16 protein-coding genes and 1 pseudogene are annotated in these 21,237 nt (G+C 57.8%); 10 read left to right on the top strand and 7 right to left on the bottom strand.

Annotated elements, in window-relative coordinates; all coding sequences use genetic code 11:
• Positions 1 to 65 precede the first annotated feature (65 nt).
• A pseudogene (locus WBR25_RS16305) lies at positions 66 to 316 on the top strand (transposase); the annotation flags it as partial.
• Between the two features lie 302 nt (positions 317 to 618).
• On the opposite strand, the gene galK reads toward WBR25_RS16305, so the two are convergent.
• The 3 genes from galK to galE are packed head-to-tail and all read right to left on the bottom strand — an operon-like array spanning position 619 to position 3,872.
• Complete coding sequence (galK, locus tag WBR25_RS16300) at positions 619 to 1,776, bottom strand: galactokinase (protein ID WP_100654394.1); 1,158 nt, start codon at positions 1,774 to 1,776, stop codon at positions 619 to 621.
• A gap of 9 nt (positions 1,777 to 1,785) precedes the next feature.
• Positions 1,786 to 2,826: a galactose-1-phosphate uridylyltransferase gene (gene galT, locus WBR25_RS16295; RefSeq protein WP_100654393.1), complete on the bottom strand. Its 1,041-nt coding sequence runs from the start codon at positions 2,824 to 2,826 to the stop codon at positions 1,786 to 1,788.
• 26 nt (positions 2,827 to 2,852) lie between these two features.
• The gene (galE, locus tag WBR25_RS16290) at positions 2,853 to 3,872 is read right to left on the bottom strand and encodes a UDP-glucose 4-epimerase GalE (protein WP_041215920.1); all 1,020 of its coding nucleotides are present in this window, start codon (positions 3,870 to 3,872) and stop codon (positions 2,853 to 2,855) included.
• Positions 3,873 to 4,184: 312 nt separating this feature from the next.
• Between galE and galR the strand changes: the two genes are divergently transcribed.
• Together galR and WBR25_RS16280 are read left to right on the top strand one after the other, a co-directional pair.
• Positions 4,185 to 5,186: an HTH-type transcriptional regulator GalR gene (galR, locus tag WBR25_RS16285; protein ID WP_100654392.1), complete on the top strand. Its 1,002-nt coding sequence runs from the start codon at positions 4,185 to 4,187 to the stop codon at positions 5,184 to 5,186.
• A 464-nt stretch (positions 5,187 to 5,650) separates the two neighbouring features.
• Entirely contained in the window at positions 5,651 to 6,937 is a 1,287-nt protein-coding gene (locus WBR25_RS16280; RefSeq protein WP_100654853.1) for a maltoporin, read from the top strand.
• Positions 6,938 to 7,247: 310 nt separating this feature from the next.
• Here WBR25_RS16280 and WBR25_RS16275 read toward each other — a convergent pair whose 3' ends face one another.
• The 4 genes from WBR25_RS16275 to WBR25_RS16260 all read right to left on the bottom strand — a co-directional run bounded on the left by WBR25_RS16275 (position 7,248) and on the right by WBR25_RS16260 (position 12,243).
• The gene (locus WBR25_RS16275; protein ID WP_100654391.1) at positions 7,248 to 8,252 is read right to left on the bottom strand and encodes a glycoside hydrolase family 53 protein; all 1,005 of its coding nucleotides are present in this window, start codon (positions 8,250 to 8,252) and stop codon (positions 7,248 to 7,250) included.
• Positions 8,253 to 8,375: 123 nt separating this feature from the next.
• Positions 8,376 to 8,795, bottom strand: a complete 420-nt coding sequence (locus WBR25_RS16270; protein WP_041212954.1) for an early set domain-containing protein — start codon at positions 8,793 to 8,795, stop codon at positions 8,376 to 8,378.
• Positions 8,796 to 8,820: 25 nt separating this feature from the next.
• Positions 8,821 to 10,863, bottom strand: coding sequence for a methyl-accepting chemotaxis protein (locus WBR25_RS16265; protein ID WP_100654390.1), 2,043 nt, complete (start codon positions 10,861 to 10,863; stop codon positions 8,821 to 8,823).
• A 297-nt stretch (positions 10,864 to 11,160) separates the two neighbouring features.
• Positions 11,161 to 12,243 carry an ABC transporter ATP-binding protein gene (locus WBR25_RS16260; RefSeq protein ID WP_100654389.1) on the bottom strand — a complete coding sequence of 361 codons (1,083 nt, stop codon included), beginning with the start codon at positions 12,241 to 12,243 and terminating at the stop codon, positions 11,161 to 11,163.
• Between the two features lie 560 nt (positions 12,244 to 12,803).
• Between WBR25_RS16260 and WBR25_RS16255 the strand changes: the two genes are divergently transcribed.
• The 7 genes from WBR25_RS16255 to WBR25_RS16225 all read left to right on the top strand — a co-directional run bounded on the left by WBR25_RS16255 (position 12,804) and on the right by WBR25_RS16225 (position 21,200).
• Complete coding sequence (locus WBR25_RS16255; protein ID WP_100654388.1) at positions 12,804 to 14,033, top strand: extracellular solute-binding protein; 1,230 nt, start codon at positions 12,804 to 12,806, stop codon at positions 14,031 to 14,033.
• A 78-nt stretch (positions 14,034 to 14,111) separates the two neighbouring features.
• Positions 14,112 to 15,416 (top strand): carbohydrate ABC transporter permease, encoded by a 1,305-nt coding sequence (locus WBR25_RS16250; RefSeq protein WP_041212958.1) that lies wholly within the window; start codon positions 14,112 to 14,114, stop codon positions 15,414 to 15,416.
• A gap of 12 nt (positions 15,417 to 15,428) precedes the next feature.
• The gene (locus WBR25_RS16245; RefSeq protein ID WP_041212959.1) at positions 15,429 to 16,280 is read left to right on the top strand and encodes a sugar ABC transporter permease; all 852 of its coding nucleotides are present in this window, start codon (positions 15,429 to 15,431) and stop codon (positions 16,278 to 16,280) included.
• 22 nt (positions 16,281 to 16,302) lie between these two features.
• Positions 16,303 to 17,502: a glycoside hydrolase family 53 protein gene (locus WBR25_RS16240; RefSeq protein ID WP_100654387.1), complete on the top strand. Its 1,200-nt coding sequence runs from the start codon at positions 16,303 to 16,305 to the stop codon at positions 17,500 to 17,502.
• A 62-nt stretch (positions 17,503 to 17,564) separates the two neighbouring features.
• Positions 17,565 to 19,619 (top strand): beta-galactosidase, encoded by a 2,055-nt coding sequence (locus WBR25_RS16235; protein WP_100654386.1) that lies wholly within the window; start codon positions 17,565 to 17,567, stop codon positions 19,617 to 19,619.
• A gap of 53 nt (positions 19,620 to 19,672) precedes the next feature.
• Positions 19,673 to 20,020, top strand: a complete 348-nt coding sequence (locus WBR25_RS16230) for a glucose PTS transporter subunit EIIB (RefSeq protein ID WP_100654385.1) — start codon at positions 19,673 to 19,675, stop codon at positions 20,018 to 20,020.
• Position 20,021: 1 nt separating this feature from the next.
• A complete protein-coding gene (locus tag WBR25_RS16225; protein ID WP_100654384.1) occupies positions 20,022 to 21,200 on the top strand; it encodes a glycoside hydrolase family 53 protein in 1,179 nt (392 codons plus the stop codon).
• Positions 21,201 to 21,237: the final 37 nt, after the last annotated feature.

Below are 21,237 nucleotides of genomic sequence, written 5' to 3'. Positions count from 1 at the left end.
TGTGAATTGCCCCTAGTTCCCTAGAGACCTAACTGCCTTAAAATGAGGCCAGCATTGGAGGTGCCATGGTCCGTCAGCGTTATCCAGAAACTTTCAAAATCGAAGCTGTTAAACAAGTTACTGAGCGTGAGATGCCTGTGGCTGACGTTGCACGAGCCCTTGGGGTATCCAGCCACATTCTGTATGCCTAGCTCAAGCCGTACGGCAAGCCTGCAGAGCAGCAACACGAAGAGTCTGCCTTGCAAGCCGAGATACACTGCTTGAAAACCGATCTGCGTCAATTAACCGAGGAGAGCGCAACATCTTAAAGGAGGGTGGGATTCAATCGGGTGTGTCACGGCCATGTGAAAACATGCAGTTGCGGAGGATTGTTGAATGCAACGAACATTTACAGCAAAGGAAAAGGGGACTGCCGAAGCAGTCCCTGAGTTAGGCTCATTGCGATAACACATGTCTGAAGTTTGGTTCAATTGTATTATCTACATGTTAACCACAGCTGCTCACAGAGAGCGTTGTTTAACTCAACTAAGTCGAGCGTTCACCGTCTAGCAGGGCGGCTATACCATGACCAGTCTGGAAATACGTGACCATTACAATATTGAGGTGTCAGCGAACATATCAGAGTGGGCCGGCTCCGGCGGAGGGCTTACAGATATAGATGCTCGGGGCCAGACCGCTCACTTGGGGATAACGAATATTAACCTGTTCGCACACTGCTGCTGTCAGTGACTGTGGAACCAATGCAACCACACAGCCACCAAACCCGCCACCAGTCATCCTCACACCACCACGACTGCCGATGATCTCTTTGATCATGTCGACCAAGGCGTCGATAGCAGGCACTGTGATGGCAAAATCATCACGCATCGAGGCATGGGACCGCGCCATTAATTCGGCCATCATGACCATGTCTTCATTCGCAAGCGCATCGGCTGCTGCCAGCGTTCGTTCATTCTCGGAGATGACGTGGCGTGCACGGCTCGCGACGACAGGATCCAGTTCGTTGGCTCGCTCGGTGAACTGGGTCATCGTCAGATCGCGCAGTGCCTTGACCCCAAAATGCCGTGCGGCCTCTTCACACTGTGCCCTGCGGGTATTGTATTCGCTATCCACCAGGCCCCGACGTACGTTCGAGTTGATAATGACCACATCAATGTCGGCTGGCATGCTCACAGGACAGGTATTCAGACTGCGGCAATCGATCAGCAGAGCATGATCTTGCTGACCCAGAGCCGAGATGAACTGATCCATGATGCCGCAGTTGCAACCGACGAACCTGTTTTCCGCCAGTTGTCCATTCAGGGCGATATCTGCTTGGCTGATGTCGAGGTGATTCATCTCTTTGAAGATCTGTCCTACTGCCACTTCCAGAGAGGCGGAAGAGCTCAGGCCTGCTCCCTGAGGTACATTGCCACTGATTACCAGGTCTGCCCCTGTCAGTTGACAGCCTCGTAATAGCAAATATTTGACGACGCCTCGCACATAGTTGGCCCACAGGTATTCCGGGCGCGCCTCTATGGGGTGGCGTAAGTCAAATTCATCCAGTTGGTTGTGATAGTCGGCAGCGATAACCCTGATCAGACTATCTTGGCGGGGGGCAGCACTGATCACGGTCTGATAATCGATGGCGCAGGGTAGCACGAAGCCATCGTTATAGTCCGTGTGTTCCCCAATGAGGTTAACACGCCCAGGTGCCTGAATGGCGAGGGTCGGGCGATAACCATACTGAGTGTAAAAGGTATGTTCAGTCACGCTGTGTGGCGATTCAATACTCATATCTCAACCTCAAACCTGTTCACGAAAATGGATATCGCTGACGGAACGCAGGCGTTCGGCCGCCTGTTCTGCCGTCAGGTCACGTTGTGTTTCTGCCAGCATTTCATAGCCCACCATAAACTTGCGTACGCTCGCAGAGCGCAGCAGGGGCGGGTAGAAGTGGGCATGCAACTGCCAGTGATCATTCTCTTCGCCATTGAATGGCGCACCATGCCATCCCATCGAATAGGGGAAGGAGCACTGAAACAGGTTGTCATAGCGGCTGGTTAGTTTTTTGAGCGCCAGTGCGAGGTCTGCACGCTGTTGCGGTGTCAGTGTCGGTAGACGTGTTACCGCAAACTTGGGAAGCAACAGGGTTTCGAAGGGCCAGGCAGCCCAATAAGGCACTACTGCCAGCCAGTGTTCCGTTTCCACTACGGTGCGGCTGCCGTCAGCCTGCTCGCGTTCCGCATAATCGAGCAACATGGCTCGACCATGTTTGGCAAAATACTCCCGTTGGGCGACATCTTCCCGCGCGGCTTCGTTGGGCAAGAAGTCGTTGGCCCATATCTGCCCATGGGGATGGGGATTGGAGCACCCCATCATGGTGCCCTTGTTTTCGAATACTTGGATCCAGCGGTATTCGCGCCCCAGCTCTGCAGTTTGTTCACACCAGGTGTTGACCACGGCAGTGAGGGAGGGGATAGACAACTCGGGCAAGGTCTTGCTGTGATCCGGTGAGAAGCAGATTACCCTGCTGGTGCCGCGTGCACTCTCTAGCTGGAAGAGGGGGTCCTCGCTGGTTGGGGCCATAGGTGTATCAACCATCAGTGCCGCAAAGTCGTTGGCAAAAACGAAGGTCGACGGATAATCCGGATTTTTGTCACCAGTGACGCGAGTATTGCCGGCGCAGAGGAAACAATCCGGATCGTGAGGGGAGCGCTGGGTACGATCGGGTTCATCCTGCTGGCCCTGCCAAGGGCGTTTCGCCCTGTGGGGAGAAACGAGAACCCACTGTTGGATCAATGGGTTGTAACGACGGTGAGGGTGGTCGGTCGGTTCGAATTGCATAGTAAGGTCTGTCTCGTTCTGTATATTCATGGAAGGGGGTAACCGTTTGGATTTTGGGATTGCCAGCGCCAGGTATCAGCCGTCATCTCATCAAGCGTGCGATAAGCCTTCCACCCCAGCTCGTTATAGGCTCGTGTTGGATCTGCCCAACACTGTGCTATGTCCCCAGCGCGGCGCGGCACGATCTCATAAGGCAGTTCGCGGCCACAGGCCTTGGAGAAGGCGGCATGAATGTCCAGGACACTGTAGCCATGCCCAGTGCCCAGGTTGTACACATGGACGCCAGCTTGCCCAAGCGCATGTTTCAAGGCTGCGACGTGGCCATCGGCTAGATCCATGACATGAATGTAATCCCGCACACCGGTACCATCTGGTGTCGGGTAGTCATCACCAAAGATGGCGAGTTTGGCACGGCGGCCCACTGCCACCTGGGCAATATAGGGCATCAGGTTATTGGGAATGCCCTGGGGATCCTCGCCCATCAGGCCGCTGGGATGGGCGCCCACCGGATTGAAATAGCGCAACAGGGTCAATGACCAGTCGGGGGCTGAGTGTGCAAAGTCCTTGATGAGGCGCTCCACCATCAGCTTGCTTTGACCATAAGGGTTGGTGGCGTGAAAGGTGGGCGACTCCTCGGTGATGGGCATGATCTCCGGCTCGCCATAGACGGTGGCAGATGAGCTGAACAGCAGGGTCTTGACCCCGGCGCGTCGCATTGCCTGCAGCAACACCAGGGTGCCGCTGACATTGTTGTCATAGTACTCGAGAGGCTTTTGTACCGATTCCCCTACGGCCTTGAGGCCTGCGAAATGGATCACGGCATCTATCTGCTGGTCTGCAAACACACGATCCAGCAGGTCGGCATCCCGCACATCACCGTGATAGTGCTGGGGGCGCAGTCCGCTGAGGCTGTGGATACGTTCGAGGACGCTCTCTTTGCTGTTAACCAGATTGTCCAACAAGATGGGGGTCATCCCGGCAGCGATAAGCTGCAAGCAGGTATGACTACCTATGTAACCAGTTCCACCTGTCACGAGTATCTTCAACATTAATCGCTCCTTGGTGCTCGTTTTCATTGGGTTTTATTTGGTGTAATCGCTTTCCCTTATTCTGCGCTTGTGAACAAGGTCCTGGAAGATGCATCTCCATTTGATGTGATTTTTGTCACATTTTTCACCGCGATGAGCATGAGAATGGATAAGGGTGTATGTAAATGGATTACACAGCGAGACGCTCGTATTGATAGAATGCTCCCGCTTTTGACATGAAAGCCGTGTCAGGTATTGGAAATGTCGGTAGTATCTTGACCCTATAAAGCACTGGTTTTTATTTATACCGTTCACCGGAAAAGCTAATTCATGGCAACCATCAAAGATGTAGCACTCCTGTCAGGCGTATCCGTCGCCACAGTCTCACGTGTCATCAATAATTCGCCAAAGGCAAGTCAGGCGTCACGCGATGCCGTCTTCAAGGCGATGCATGAACTCAACTACCACCCCAACGCGAATGCGAGAGCCTTGGCCCATCAGAACAACGAAACGCTGGGGTTGATTGTTGCCGATGTGTCTGACCCCTTCTTTGGCACCATGGTTAAAGCAGTTGAGCAGGTGGCGCAGGCTACGGGGAATTTTCTGCTCATCGGAAATGGCTACCACGACGCAGCCAAAGAGAAGCACGTAATAGAGCAGTTGATAGGGCATCGCTGCTCTGGCTTGGTGGTTCATGCCAAAATGCTGCCAGATGAAGAGCTGATCCAGATGATGAGCTATGTTCCCGGCATGGTGCTAATCAACCGTATCGTTCCAGGGTTCGAGTCCCGTTGTGTGGCGCTGGACGATCGCTATGGTTCCTGGCTTGCAACTCGTCACCTGATCCAGGAAGGGCACAAGAAGATAGGGTTTCTGTGTTCAAATCATCTGATCTCTGACTCTCAGGATCGCATGCAGGGGTATCTGGATGCGCTGCAAGAGCACAATATCCCGGTCGATGAGCGCCTGATCTCCCGTGGCAGTCCGGATGAGCTGGGAGGTGAAGCCGCGATGACTGAGTTGTTGAGCCGGGGGCAACAGATGACGGCGGTCGTCTGTTATAACGATTCGATGGCGGCAGGAGCTTTGTCCGTGCTTAGCGACAACGGGGTCGAGGTTCCCCAGGAGCTATCTCTGGTGGGGTTTGATGATGTACTGATATCCCGCTACTTGCGCCCTCGTCTGACTACGGTGCGTTATCCCATCATCGCCATGGCGACCCAGGCCGCCGAGCTGGCCATTGCTCTGGCAAAAGGTGGGCCCTTGCCCCAGACGACACATATGTTCAGCCCGACTCTGGTACGCCGTCATTCAGTCCGCAGTATCGATTGATCGACGATTTGGCAACCTGAATTCATCGGCCATCAGGCAAGGTTACCCGTCAGGGGCCTTGCCTTTTTAGTGCCTCATCTTCTTCCTCTCTCTTTTGTCGCTCACTCCTGTGGGGTCGGGAAGGTCTCACGGTGCCTTCCTATGCCCTGCACGAGGAGGTCATGTCTGCTGCGATGAGTCTGGTCGAGTCATGGTTCTCAGGTGTAGATATTACCATTACGAGTGTAATCGATAACACATGATTTGTTATCAAATACCCCTTTAATTTCAATTGCTTGAGTTTGCCTTGTGGCTTTATCAAGCGTTTTTATAGCAGTGTTTATGTAATAATTACAGTTTTGTGAGTTTTGTCATGTCAATGATGGCACAGTTATTCCTATAATCTCCATCGGACAGTGAAAGCGCTTTCCCTATGGGTTGGTAAGCGGTTCATCAAGATAACAATGCAACAGTGGATTAAAGGAATAACTATGAAAGTGAAACTACTGACGACATCCGTTGCCCTCGCTCTGTCAATGACTGCATTGAATGCTAATGCTGTTGATTTTACAGGCTATTTCCGCTCTGGCGTAGGTGTATCCCAAGACGGTGATATGCAAACCGGTCGACAGAACTTTGTCGGTCGTTTGGGTAACGAAAGCGATACCTATACCGAAATTGGTATTGGTCAGGAGGTTTACAACAAGGATGGCAAGACTTTCTATGTAGACAGCATGTTCAGCATGCAGAGCGATGGCTCCAATGACTATGAAAGTACCACCACTGTGTGTAACTTCGATCAAAAGGAGTGCAAGGACGATGCAACATTTGCCCTGCGCCAATTCAATGTTAAGGCCAAGGGGCTGATTTCCGCTGCGCCCGATGCTGTGGTGTGGGCTGGCAAGCGCTTCTATCAGCGTCACGACCTTCACATCATCGATACCAAATACTGGAATATCTCGGGAGCCGGTGCCGGTATTGAGAACCTCAAGGCAGGTCCAGGCGCCTTCTCACTGGCGTGGATCCGGTCTGATGGTAACGATATCGATAACTCGATTGTCAACAATGACCTCAACGTTAACTTCCTGGACCTGCGCTATGCCGGCTGGGCTCCTTGGGAAGGGGCTTGGACTGAAGCGGGTGTCAGCTATGCCATGCCCAATCCGACCGATGAGCAGGAGAAAGCTGGTAATCTCTATGATCCCAAAAATGGTGTCATGTTGACCGCAGAAATGAGTCAATACTTTGCCGATAGCCGCATCTACGAGAAGTTGGTGCTGCAATATGCTGATAAAGGGCTGGCCCAGAACATGATCTCCCAAGGGGGCGGTTGGTATGATGTTTGGCATCTGACCGATGATGCCAAGGGATACCGTGTGATTCTGACTGGTGACATTCCCATGGGAGAGAAATTCAGTGTGAACCATGTATTCACTTACGGTAAGGGTGAGAAACTTGAAGCATGGCATGACAACACCGAACTGTTCAGCGCTGTCGCGCGAGGCGGTTATGCGTGGACTGACATCATGAAGACGCTGGTTGAAGCCGGTACTTATGAGAGCACCAAGACCTGGACAAGCGGCTCTGAAGAAAAATCGAGTGGTCAAAAATATACCTTGGCTCAAGCTTGGTCAGCTGGTTCCAGCATGTTTGCCCGCCCGGAGATCCGGGTTTTTGCCAGCTATCTGAAAGATGGCGAAGGCAAATCCTTCAACGGCGGTGAGGATGATAATACTTGGAACTTCGGCGTGCAGGCTGAAGCCTGGTGGTAAATCCCGACTCGTCACCCCGCAGGGAGCCCGCTTGGGCTCCCTTTTTTATTTTGCATTGAACGCGCGCCTTGTCGTGCTGACGTCGTCATCGGGGCTCCATCGTTGCGAATCCCGGCGACGAAGGTGTCGTCCGCGAGTCTGCCTCGGGGAGAGGGTGGCCATGTTTTGGTGATGGTGCCGGAGGGCGCGGAGCGGTGGAGGCGGGATGATAAGCGATGGCGAGAAAGGGCGAAGAGACGGGCTAAGTCATGTCCAGGCGGCAGATGGAAGAGGCGCACGACTCACCGCGCCTCTGTGTAACGTTACATCTTTATTGCAACAGGAAGGCATCCAGCGCATAGGTGGGTTTGCCGCTGTTGTCCATCAGACCCAGGCTGTAGCCCTGCCAGTTCTTGTAGCTCTGTGGTTCCCAGTAGAGCACGCCGAGTCCCTTGCCGTCAGGGATCCACGTCATCTTGTTGAGCAGGTCGGCAATGGTGTCGTAACTGTTTTTCGGGTCATCCCACGGCATGCCCACCTCGACGATCATCACCTCCTTGCCATAGCGGGTCACCATGTCGAAGAGGTTGTCGTAGCAGAGATTGTCTAGGGTGAACCAGTCACCGTTGCCGCTCTGGGTCGGGTAGAGGGAGGCGCCTATCACATCCCACTTGGCCCCGTTGCTCTTCAGCCCGTCAAACATCCAGCGATAGAGGCTGTTGTTCTCGCAGTTGGCCAGATGGACGATCACCTTGGTGCCGCTGTTGACCGCCTTGACCGCGTCATAGCCGCTGTTGATGAGCCAGGCAAAGTTCTTCATGTTGACCGAGGCTCGCCCCTCTTCCCACAGCATGCCATTGTTGGTCTCGTTGCCCACCTGTACCCACTTGGGGGTAATGCCGGCATTTTTCAGGGCCACCAGGGCGTTATAGGTGTGCCACCAGACGTTCGACATCAACTGCTCGAAGGTGTAGCTCTGCCAGGCCGCCGGCTTGGTCTGCTTGCCCGGATCGGCCCAGCTGTCGCTGTAGTGGAAGTCAATCAGCAGATCGAAACCGGCCGCCTTGGCCCGCTTGGCCTTGGCGATGACGTCACTGATGTTGTTCCAGCCATCGGCAGGATTGACCCATACCCTGAGCCGGATGGTGTTCATACCGTGCTCTTTCAGGGTCTTGAACAGATCCTGCTGCTGGCCGGCGTCGTTATAGAACTTGTACCCGGCTTTCTCCATCTGGGTCAGCCAGCTGACGTCAGCTCCCTTGACCATGGCCTCTCCCTGGCCATGAAACAGCAGGGCGCCGCCAAGCAGCAGGGTGGTAAGCAGATGCCTCTTCATTGTTGTTATCTCCTGTCTGGATGTGTGTAGGGTGGCGACAGGGAGGCAGTCCCGCGCCGGGATGGCGTCGCCGTGCGGCGCCATCCCGGCGGAGGCTGGGGCCGCCTTACGGCGGCCCTAGGATCACCCGGCGGGGGAGACGGTGACCTGGATGTGTTGGGGATCGCGGCGATCCAGGGTGATGCGATACTGGCCGTCGCTGGGCGGGGTGAACTTCATGTCGCTCCACTGCCAGCCGGCCTTGACTACCACCGGCTTGTCCGACTCGACCTTGGCGGCGGGGTCGAACTGGCCATAGGTGGTGTCGGCCTTCCACTTCTCGTCGGCAATTTTGAACTTGTAGGCGCCGTGACTGGCCTGCAAGGCCACCTGGACCGACAGCAAGTCCCCTTGCTGGGTAACCAGTTGCTGGTCTGCCGGGGCCTCCCAGTTGTTCATCTCGCCGCGCAGGAACAGCGGGCGGGCCAGGGGATCCTCCTCGTTGGCCAGCGCGGGCTGGAGGCAGGCGATCAGGGTAGTCAGCAACAGTGTCTTCTTGAACATGGATGGTCCTCTCTGTGGTGTGTGATCAGGCGCTCTGCAGGGTGAAGCGGCGGGTCAGCGACAGTTGCTGCTGCGATAGCTGCTGCAACTGGTCGCTGGTCTGTGCCACCTTGGCCAGGGCGCCCTGGTTGTCGTCGGCAATCCGGGCGATGTTGGTAATGTTGCGGGCGATCTCGGCGCTGGTCTGCTGTTGCTGCAGGGTCGCGCTGGCGATACGGCTGCTCTGCTCGGCCACCTGCTGCAGCGCCTGGGATAGCTCGGCTAGGGTGGCGCAACCCGCGTCGCTGTCGGTGCGACTCTGGGCCATGGCGTCGTGGCAGCGCAGCATGGTGGCGACCGCACCGCGGGTGCTTTGCTGCAGATCGTCGATGATCCCCTGGATGCGGGTGGTGGAGTCTGCTGTGTGGTGCGCCAACTGACGCACCTCGTCGGCCACCACGGCAAAGCCACGCCCCTGTTCTCCGGCGCGGGCCGCCTCGATGGCGGCGTTGAGGGCCAGCAGATTGGTCTGCTCCGTGATGCGCTCGATCAGGGCGAGGATGTCACCGATGCTGACGCTCAATGTCTGCACCTGCTCCACGCTGCGGCGCGACTCCGCCAACTCGTCAGCCAGTTGCTGCAGCCGTTGACCGGTCGCCGCCCCACGCAGGCTGGCGGCGTGGGCCGCCGCGGCTATGTTGCCGAGGGTCTGCTCGGTCTGGCCTATGCTGCCGGCGACCTCGCGCACCGAGTAGTCCATCTCCTCCATGGCGCTGCAGACCCCTGTGGTTTCGTTGCGCTGCTCGCCGATGGCAAGTTGGGCGTGATGCTGGGCGTGCTGGTTCTGGCCGGCCATGCGGCCGAGGGCATCGGCGGCCTGAACTATCTGACCGAGCATGCCGCTCATCTCGTCGGCCAGGGCGTTGATGCCGGTCGCAAGCTGGCCGAACTCGTCGTGACGCAGTAGCGGCACGCGTTGGCGCATATCTCCCTGACTCAGGGCCTTGAGGGTGGTGAGGATGTGGTGCAGTGGCTGGCGGATGGCGCGAACCAGGTGCCACAGCACCAGGGCGCCGAGACCGAGGGAGAGCAACAGGCCGGCGCACAGCCCGAGGCGCAGCCAGAGCAGGATGGCGCCGCTGCCGGCGGTGCTGTGGCGAAGCTGAGCGTCGATCGCGGCGTCAAGCTCGCTTAGATCGCCTAGCAGGCTGTCGATAAGGCGGCTGGCCTGCACACTCTGGTTGCGCAACATGATGCTCTGTTCGACCAGCGCCAGGTGGCGTGCCGGCAGGCTCTCGGGGCCGGCCAGCAGGGTGGCGAGGGTATCGAACCTGGCACCCGTGCCGCGTTCCAGGCTCAGGGGCACGCCGAAGGCATCCTCCTGGCCGGCGAGCTGGCGTGCCAGCTCCTGGCGCAGTGCCGCCGCCTGTTCGCTGGCGCGTGCATTGGCAGCCAGACGTGCGGCAACGGGGGCCGGATCCTGCTGCTTGAGGATCTCCTGTGTGGCGCTGACCTGTTGTTCCAGGTTTGCCAGCAGGCGGCTCTTGAGCAGCACGGCGGGGTGGCTGCCCAGAGGGGCGAGCAGCACATCGAGGGCGCTGGCAAGCTGGCGCGCCGTGTCGCCAAGGCGGGTGTCGGCCGCCAGCTTGCTCTGTTCGAGGCGGTTGTGGGCATAGTCATCGACCAGTTGCTGGGCCAGTTGCCAGTAGGCGGCCTGTTGCTCGCGCAGGCTCTCGACGCGCGCACTCTGTTGCGGCTCCCCCGCTATCTGTCGAGCCAAGGTGGCCAGACCCTGGTCGAAACGGGCCTGCCATTGCTGCATCTGCTCGCGGGCGGCGCCCAGCTCCTCCTCTCCGGTCTGCAGCAATGCGTTACCCAGATGTCGGTCGAGGGTGAAGAGATCGCGGGTCACGGCGCGGCTCTGCACCAGGGTCGGCGCGGTATGGCTGGCGAGCAGCCCCACCTGGTCGGCCAGCCGTTGGCCGGCGTAGAGAGAGAGGGCCACCGAGAGCAGCAGCAGCAACAGGATGACGGCAAAGCCCAGCGCCAGGCGCTGGATGATGGAAAGGTGACGAGTGCGCAAGTTCATGGTATCGGTTACATGTGGTTTTGAGTCAACCCAGCCTGATGATGCAAGTGATAAGTCATCTTTTATCAGTGCGTTATCTTGTTAAAAGATAAGGCTGCGATAATGGAGGGCACCTAATTCTGATTTTTAGTGTAACGTTTTCATTGTTTTGTGAATCTTTTACACTCTTTCTCGGCACCCTTGTACGGGATTTGTCCAGGGTTGAGAGCCCGCTCTCATTTTGTGTCCCGCGCCCGGGGATAAAAAAAGCCCCCGACTGGCGGGGGCAAAATGGATCGGGGCATGCAGTAGCCGCGTTCAGCGGCTGATCCTGAGCCCTTCGGCATTGAACACAAGGCAATTTTGCGGGGCAAAGAAGACATCCATCTTCTGGTACGGATGAAACTCCCCATCCCCTGCCAGCAGCAGCTTGAAGCCGTCGGTGCCGCAGCACTGACCGAACAGGTAGGTGCTGTTGCCAAGACGTTCCACCACCTCGCAGGTAAAGGCGAGGTGGATCCCCTCTGCGCCCGGCACCACATGCTCGGGACGCAGGCCAAGGGAGATCTCGCTGCCCGGCTCGAGTCGCTCGGTGAGGATGGGCAGGGTGAGCTCCTGCTGGCCGGCTACCTTGACCCGGATCTGCTCCGGGCTCCAGGCCAGTACGCGGGCCGGCAGGAAGTTCATCTTGGGTGAGCCGATGAAACCGGCCACGAAGCGGTTGCAGGGTTTGTAGTAGAGCTCCATCGGCGAGCCGACCTGTTCCACCTTGCCATAGTTCATCACCACTATCTTGTCGGCCAGGGTCATGGCCTCCACCTGATCGTGGGTCACGTAGATCATGGTGGTCTTGAGCTCCTGATGCAGCTTGGCGATGTGCAGGCGCATCTCGACACGCAGCTCGGCATCGAGGTTGGAGAGCGGCTCGTCAAACAGGAACACCTTGGGGTTGCGCACGATGGCACGGCCGATGGCTACCCGCTGGCGCTGGCCGCCGGAGAGTTGCTTGGGCTTGCGATCGAGCAGGTGGGAGAGCTGCAGCGTCTTGGCCACCATGCTGACCTGGTGGGTTATCTCCTCTTTCGGCACGCCATTGACACGCAGGCCATAGCCCATGTTCTCGGCCACCGTCATGTGGGGATAGAGGGCATAGGACTGGAACACCATGGCCACGCCGCGATGAGCCGGTGCGACATCGTTGACCACCTGCTCATCGATGGCAATCTGGCCTTCCGATATATCTTCCAGGCCGGCGATCATCCGCAGCAGGGTGGACTTGCCACAACCGGAAGGGCCGACGAAGACGGTGAACTCGCCGTCTTCCACGTCCAGGTTGACGTTATGCAAGGTCACGTTGCTGCCAAAACGCTTGACCACATTGTTCAATCTGATACTCGCCATGAGCTTTAACTCCTTGATAATGAATGCATTAGCTGCAGAACTCCGAGGTGGCCATACCCCTGCTGCGGCTTCTTTGCCCTGGGAGGGAGAAGGCGTTTCACACCGTTTCACTCTGTGGCTTTGGGAGGACTATATCAGTCAGGTGTAAGCGGTTGCACAAAATGCTGTTTCTTTTGTGCATGAGATCACAGCCTTGGTACGTGCTACTGGCAGGCTGGGCAAGCACCGCTTACCGTAGAGCCATTCGGTGTAATCGTTACCTTTTTTGCCGCATGAAAGCGCAGTGAAAGGCGTGGGTGGCAAGAAACAAGAGAGAGAGCGAATTGCTCCGGATCTGATGTATAGGATTAAACCAGTTATTTATCATGACATTAGGTGACGGTGAGTGCGCGTCATAGAGGCCAGACCAGTACAGTGTGCAATGTGGTTGTGCTCTGTTTTACACACTAATCGGTAACAAGCGTCATAAGTTACACCGGCTGGATGGCATCGTAACACCCACCTAACCGACGTGGTCGGCGAAGGCCTGTTTTTACCTGAGTTAGGGACAAGGAAATCATATGAAAATCAATAAATTGACCGCTGCAATGTTGTTTTCTCTTGGCGTGGTGGGGTTGGGGCAGGTAGCCCGGGCTGCCGACGGTGAACTGCTGGTGTGGGAAGACATCAAGAAATCAAACGGCATAGAGAAGGCCGTCAAGGCGTTCGAAGCCAAGCACAACGTCAAGGTGAAGATCCTCGAAACCCCCTATGCCCAGCAGATCGAGAAGCTGCGCCTGGATGGCCCGGCCGGCATAGGCCCGGATGTGTTGGTATTGCCCCATGATCAGGTGGGCACCGCCGTGGTGCAGGGGCTCATCAGCGAGATCAAGCCGGGTGCCGACTATCTGGCAGGCTTTACCAAGCCGGCGGTGGATGCCCAGACTTATGAAGGCAAGCTCTATGGCCTGCCCAAGGCGGTCGAGACCATCGTCATGGTCTACAACAAAGACCTGCTGCCCAAGGCGCCGGAGAGCTTCGACGAGCTGGTCAAGGCCTCCCAGACCCTGCGTGGGGAGAACAAATACGGCCTGCTCGCCAAGTTTGACGAGATCTATTACTCCTACGGCGTAGTGGCCGCCATGGGGGGCTACATCTTCGGCCAGAACCCCAACGGTTCGCTCAACGTCAAGGACGTGGGCCTGGCCAACCAGGGGGCGGTCGACGCGGTCAGCTTCCTCAAGCGCTTCTATAGCGAAGGGCTTTTCCCGGCCGGTATCGTCGGTGAGACCGGCGCCAACGCCATCGATTCCCTGTTCACCGAGAAGAAGGCCGCTGCCGTCATCACCGGGCCCTGGTCGTTCCAACCCTACAAGGATGCCGGTGTGAACTACGGTGTCGCCCCGCTGCCGACACTGCCCAATGGCGAACACATGCGCTCCTTCCTCGGCGTGAAGGGGTACAGCATCTCCACCTATTCCAAGCAGAAAGAGCTGGCGCAGCAGTTCATCGAGTTCATCAACCAGCCTGAGTACGCCAAGGTCCGCTTCCAGAAGACCGGCGAGATCCCGCCGCTCAAGGCGCTGATCGACGATCCGCTCATCAAGGACGACGAGAAATCCCGGGCCGTGGCCATTCAGGCTGGCTTCGCCACCCCGATGCCGAGCGTGCCCGAGATGCAAGAGGTGTGGACCCCTGCCAACAGTGCACTGCAGCTTGGCGTGACTGGCAAGCAGGGTGTGAAGGCGGCACTGGAAGGTGCAGTCAAGAACATCAACATGCAGATCGAAGTTAACCACGCGCAGCAATAACACAAGTTGGGCGCAGGCCCAATTCGGGCCGGGCGGCATTCGTGGCCGCCCGGGCTCTTAATGGAAAGGAGGTACATTGTGGTTGTCGATTCCGGATCGCTTACCCAGATCGGTACAAGAACCCATCATGCCAAGGTGGCCGCCCTGCTCTCGCTGATCCCGGGACTCGGTCAGTGGTATAACCGGCAATGGGTCAAGGGCACCCTGTTTTTCACCGTCATGGCCTGCTTCTTCGGCGTATTCCATGATTTTCTATCTCAAGGGTTCTGGGGGTTGTTTACCCTTGGCACCGAGTTGCCCCGGGACAACTCCGTCTTCCTCTTGGCCAAGGGGGTTATCAGCGTACTGGTGGCCATCTTTGGTTGTGCCATCTATTACTGGAGCGTCCGCGACGCCTATGTTAACGGCGATCGCCGGGATCGTGGCGTAGCGCTGACCAGTGTGCGCAAGCAATACCAGTTGCTGCTGAGCGAAGGTTTTCCGTACCTGATGATCACCCCGGGCTTCATCCTGCTGGTGTTCGTGGTGGTGTTCCCCATCATCTTTGGTTTCTCCATCGCCTTCACCAACTACGATCTCTACCACACGCCGCCGGCCAAGCTGGTGGACTGGGTGGGGATGAAGAACTTCATCAACATCTTCAAGCTCGATCTGTGGCGTTCGACCTTGCTCGACGTGCTGCAGTGGACCGTGATCTGGACGCTGATCGCCACCACGTTGCAATGCTCGGTCGGGGTGCTGCTGGCGATCCTGGTCAATCAGAAGGATCTGCGCTTCAAGCCGCTCATCCGCACCATCCTGATCCTGCCGTGGGCAGTGCCCGGTTTTGTCACCATTCTGGTGTTCGCCGGCATGTTCAACGAGACCTTTGGCGTCATCAACAACGGTATTCTGGCTTCTCTGGGTATCGACCCCAAGGCATGGATGACAGATCCCTTCTGGACCAAGACGGCCCTCATCCTGATGCAGACCTGGCTTGGCTTCCCATTCGTCTTCGCCATGACCACTGGGGTGTTGCAGGCTATCCCGGATGATCTCTACGAGGCGGCCACCATCGACGGTGCCAGCACATGGCACAAGCTGACCACCATTACGCTGCCCCTGGTGCTGTATTCGATCGCTCCGATCCTCATCACCCAGTACACCTTCAACTTCAACAACTTCAACATTATTTACCTGTTCAACAACGGGGGACCTGCGGTGGCTGGTTCCAATGCCGGCGGCACCGACATCCTGGTCTCCTGGATCTACAAGCTGACCATGTCGTCATCCCAGTATGCGATTGCAGCGAGCATCACCATTCTGCTCTCCATCTTCGTGGTCGGCATTGCCCTGTGGCAGTTCCGTGCGACCAATTCGTTCAAGCAAGACGACATGGTGTAAGGAGATCCAGCCATGAGTGCCAAACACAGTCTGAAAAAGAGTAATGCCATCCGCCTGACCCTAAGCTATTTGCTGCTGGCTATGGTTGCGGTGATCATCATCTACCCCCTCATCTGGACGGTGGGGGCATCCCTCAACCCGGGCAGCAGCCTGCTCAACACCTCGATCATCCCGGAAAACTTCTCCTTTATTCATTACCAGGAGCTGTTTGACGGGCGCATCGACTACGCCGCCTGGTACTGGAACTCGATGAAGATCAGTTTCCTGACCATGGTGTTGACCCTCATCAGCGTCAGCTTCACTGCCTATGCCTTCTCGCGCTTTCGTTTCCGTGGGCGGCAAAATGGCCTGATGTTGTTCCTGTTGTTGCAGATGGTGCCCCAGTTCTCGGCCCTCATCGCCATCTTCGTGTTGGCCCAGATGCTGGGTCTGGTCAACAGCCACCTGGCGCTGGTGCTGGTCTATGTGGGCGGCATGATCCCGATGAACACCTATCTGATGAAGGGTTATCTGGACGCCATCCCCAAGGATCTTGACGAGTCGGCGCGTATGGACGGAGCGGGCAACTTCCGCATCTTCATCGAGATCATCATGCCGCTCTCCAAGCCCATCATTGCGGTGGTTGCACTGTTCTCCTTCACCGGCCCGCTTGGCGACTTCATCCTGGCCAGCACCATATTGCGCACCCCGGATCAGTTCACCTTGCCCATTGGTCTCTACAACCTGGTCGCCCAGAAGATGGGGGCCAGCTACACCACCTATGCGGCGGGAGCTGTGCTCATCGCGGTGCCGGTGGCCATCTTGTACCTCTCCTTGCAGAAGTACTTCGTTTCCGGTCTTACCGCAGGTGGGACCAAGGGTTAATCCGTTAAACAGGACGTTCGACATGAAAATCAAGAAGACGCTGGTGATGGCGGCGCTGCTCGCCACCGGCATGTTGGGTATGCATGCCCCCGCCGTGGCTGCCGAAAATGTGGTGGTGCAACCAGTTGCGGTACCGCAGGAGTTCATCAAGGGGGCTGATGTCTCCATGCTGGCCGAAGTAGAGAAATTTGGTGGCAAGTTCTTTGATGCCAGTGGCAAGCAACAGGACGCCATGGCAATCCTCAAGGAGAACGGCTTTAACTACATTCGCCTGCGCCTGTGGGTAGACCCCAAGGATGCGGACGGCAAGCCTTACGGCGGTGGTAACAACGATCTGGCTGCAACGATAGCGCTTGCCAAGCGTGCCAAGGCCCTTGGTATGAAGTTCCTGCTCGATTTCCACTACAGCGACTTCTGGACCGATCCGGGCCGCCAGAACAAGCCCAAGGCGTGGCGTACGATGTCAGTCAAGCAGTTGGCGGATGCCGTTTACGCCCATACCAAGGAAAGCATGGATGCCCTGGCAAAGGCCGGTGTGATGCCTGACATGGTGCAGGTCGGCAACGAGATCAATGGTGGCATGTTATGGCCAGAGGGCAAGAGCTGGGGGCAAAACGGTGGGGAGTTTGATCGCCTGGCCACACTGCTCAAGGCTGGTGTACGTGCTGTGAAAGAGCACGGCAAAGATATCAAGGTGATGCTGCATCTGGCTGAGGGCACCAAAAACGACACCTTCGTCTGGTGGTTTGATGAAGTCGCCAAGCGCGAGGTGCCCTTCGATATCATCGGACTCTCCTTCTACACCTACTGGAATGGCCCCATCAATGCCCTCAAGGCCAACATGGATGACATCAGCAAGCGCTATGGCAAGGATGTGATCGTGGTCGAGGCCGCCTACGGCTACACCACGGAGAACTGCGACAACGCCGAGAACAACTTCACTGCCAAGGAGGCGAGCGACGGTGGTTACCCGGCCAGCGTACAGGGGCAGGCCGACTTCCTGCGCGATCTGATCAAGAGCGTGGTGGCGGTACCGGACGGGCGTGGCAAGGGAGTCTTCTACTGGGAGCCTGCGTGGCTGCCAACCCCTGGTGCCACTTGGGCTACCAAGGCTGGGATGAAGTACAACAACGACGACTGGAAAGAGGGCAATGCCCGGGAGAACCAGGCGCTGTTTGACTGCTCCGGCCATGTGCTTCCCTCGATCAAGGTATTCAACTGACCCAGTTCAACCGATAGGGCGACCGGCCATGGCCGGCGCCCCCTCGTTTTAGGAGATGTGTGATGTTCAAGTTTCCCCCGCTCAGTGAACGCGTGCCCGCCCTGCTGCATGGTGCTGATTACAACCCGGATCAGTGGCTGGATGATCCCCAGGTGTTCGAGCGCGATCTCGAGATGATGAAGCAAACCCGCTGCAACGTGATGTCGGTCGGCATCTTCAGTTGGTCTTCCCTGGAGCCACAAGAGGGGCACTATGAGTTCGGCTGGCTCGATACGGTGCTCGATCGCTTGCACGAAAACGGTGTGTCAGTTTTCCTCGCCACACCAAGTGGTGCTCGTCCGGCTTGGCTTTCCCAGCGTTATCCCGAGGTGCTGCGGGTCAGCAAGGAACGTGTGAAGGCACTGCACGGTGGCCGTCACAATCACTGTATGAGTTCGCCTGTCTATCGTGACAAGGTGCGCGCTATCAACGGTGCCCTGGCCGAACGCTACGGCCATCATCCCGGTGTCATCGCCTGGCACATCTCCAACGAGTACGGCGGCGAGTGCCACTGCGAGCTTTGTCAGGAGCGCTTTCGTGACTGGCTCAAGGCTCGTTATGGCAGCATAGAAGCGCTCAATCACGCCTGGTGGAGCAGCTTCTGGAGCCATACCTACACCGACTGGTCACAGATCGAATCTCCGTCTCCCATCGGCGAGAGCTCGATCCACGGCCTCAACCTAGACTGGAAGCGTTTCAATACCGCCCAGGTGAGCGATTTCTGTGCCGAGGAGATCAAGCCCTTGAAGGCGGCCAACCCGAGCCTGCCGGCCACCACCAACTTCATGGAGTACTTCTACGACTATGACTACTGGCAGTTGGCCAAGGAGATCGATTTCATCTCCTGGGACAGCTACCCCCTCTGGCACAACAGTGGCGATGACTCGACCCTGGCGGCGTACACCGCCATGTATCACGACCTGATGCGCACTCTCAAGGGAGGCAAACCTTTCTTCCTGATGGAGTCGACCCCGAGCCTGACCAACTGGCAGCCCATCAGCAAGCTCAAAAAGCCGGGAATGCATATCCTCTCCTCCTTGCAGGCGGTAGCCCACGGCTCCGACTCGGTGCAGTACTTCCAGTGGCGCAAGAGCCGTGGTTCGGTCGAGAAGTTCCACGGCGCCGTGGTCGATCACGTTGGTCACATCGATACCCGGGTGGGCCGCGAGGTGCAGGCGCTAGGCGAGATCCTGGCCAAGTTGCAAGAGGTCGCTGGCAGCCGCGTCGAGGCCAAAGTGGCCATCATTTTCGACTGGGAGAGCCGTTGGGCCATGGACAATGCCCAGGGGCCGCGCAATGCCGGCCTCTTCTACGAGAAGACGGTAGCCGAGCACTACCGCCCATTCTGGGAGGCCGGGGTGGCGGTGGATGTCATCAATGCCGACTGCGCGCTTGATGGCTATGACCTGGTTATCGCTCCGATGCTCTACATGGTGCGCGATGGCTTTGCCGAACGGGTTGACGCCTTTGTCAAACGAGGTGGGCAGTTTGTTACCACTTACTGGAGTGGCATCGTCAACGAGACCGATCTCTGTCACCTGGGGGGATTCCCAGGGCCGCTACGCCCGGTCCTTGGGATCTGGGCAGAGGAGATAGACGGTCTCTATGACGAGGAACGTAACGCCGTCTCGGGTCTTGCTGGCAACGAAGCCGGACTCTGCGGCCCTTACGAAGTCACTCACCTTTGCGATCTCATCCACCTAGAAGGCGCGAGGGCCCTGGCCAGCTATGACGGTGACTTTTATGCCGGACGTCCGGCGGTGACGGTCAACGAGCACGGGACAGGTCGCGCTTATTATGTCGCCTCGCGAAATGATCTGGCGTTCCAACACGACTTCTTTGGCCATCTCATCGAGACCCTGGCCCTGCCGCGTGCTTTGCCAGCCTTGCCGGAGGGGGTCACCGCCCAGTGCCGCAGCGATGGTAAGCAGGTGTTCGTGTTTGTGCAAAACTTCGCCAACGCCGAGCGCCTGGTCACTCTGCCGGGTGGTCACAGTGACATGGTGAGCGGTGAGGCGCTGAGCGATTCACTGGTGCTGCCTCCATTCGGCTGCCGGGTGCTGCGTCGCGCCCGTTGATTGCGGGGCGGAGCCAGTGGCTTCGCCCTCTTATTCACGTTTAGGAGGTTCAAATGGTCAAGATGCAGGACTTCAAGCGTCTGTTCGCCGCGGCCCTCGGCCACAAGGAGGAGAAATCGGCCGAGGCACCGCTCTCCAGGCTGGACGAAGCGGCCATCACCGCGCTCATCGCTGCCTTTGGCGGGCGCGACAACATCGTGGGCTTTGACGCCTGCCTGACCCGGCTGCGGGTCAGGGTCAATGCCTTGCAGCCGGTCGACAGCGAGGCGCTGCAGCGTCTCGGCGCCATAGGCGTCATCATCATCGGCGACGAGGTGCAGGCCATCTTCGGCAAGCGCTCGGACAACCTGCGTCGTGATCTCGGTCAGTGGTTCGAGCTGCACGAGCCGGAGCAGCACTAGGATGCGCCCCCCGCTGAGCTGGCCACTGTTGGTCATGCTGGGAGCCATCAGTGCAGGTGCTGGTGCCGCTCCTCATAACCTGGCTATCCGAGGGGCGGATGTCTCCACCCTAGCCGAACTCGAGCGCCTGGGCGTTCACTATCAAGACGGAACGCGGCAGGGGGATTTGCTAACCCTGATGCGCAAGCGTGGCCTCAACCTGGTACGCCTGCGGCTGTGGGTCGATCCCCGTTCGGCCAAGGGGGAACCCTTTGGTGGTGGCAACAATGACTTGGAAAAGGTGATTGCACTGGCGCAGCGAAGCCGGTCCCTCAACCTGCCCTGGTTGCTCGATCTTCATTACAGCGACTTCTGGGCCGACCCTGGCAAGCAGCACACGCCACGGACCTGGCGAGGCAAGTCGGATGCAGAGCTGGCGGCAATGCTGCACGATTACAGCGCCGCCGTGATACAACGCCTGCGCGAGGCCGGGGTGCAACCGCAAATGGTGCAGGTCGGCAACGAACTCAATAACGGCATGCTGTGGCCGCAGGGGCAACTACACCGGCAAGAAGAAGAGGAGGGGTTCGATCGATTAGCCCAGTTGCTCAAGGCGGCCATCGCCGGGATCCGTGCTGGCAGCGAGGGGGGTATCACCCCACGACTGATGCTACATCTTGCTGAAGGAGGGGATGAGGCTCAGTGCCTACGCTGGTTCAAGGCGATGCAGGTACGCGATGTGCCGTTCGATCTGGTGGGTATCTCCTTCTACCCATATTGGCACGGATCTCTGGGCGACCTCTCGCGCACCATGAACAGCCTTGCCACCCAAATCAGGCGTCCGCTGCTGGTCGTTGAGACCGCCTATGGGCATGACACCGTCAACCAGGACGAGGTTCGTAACGCCTTCGGTGAGCAGGAGGCCGTACGCGGCGGGTTTGCTGCGACGCCCGAGGGGCAACTAGCGTTTCTCGATGCACTGCGTGCTGCTATTGCCGCAGTGCCGGATCAGCTCGGGCTCGGGTTTGTCTATTGGGAGCCGGGCTGGATCCGGGTCCCCGGCGACAGTTGGGCCAGTCGCGCTGGCATGGCGTTCCTCGGGATAGATGAGCCCCTCGGCAATGGCTGGGAGAACCAGGCCCTGTTTGATCGGGAGGGCAGAGGACTGCCGGCGTTGGCCGCCTTTGTCCTGACCCGCTGACTATTTCATATTAAAGAGATGACAACAGCACCATGAA

It is taken from the genome of Aeromonas sp. MTB, assembly GCF_056632455.1.
This window is presented reverse-complemented; position numbering and strand designations above follow the sequence as displayed.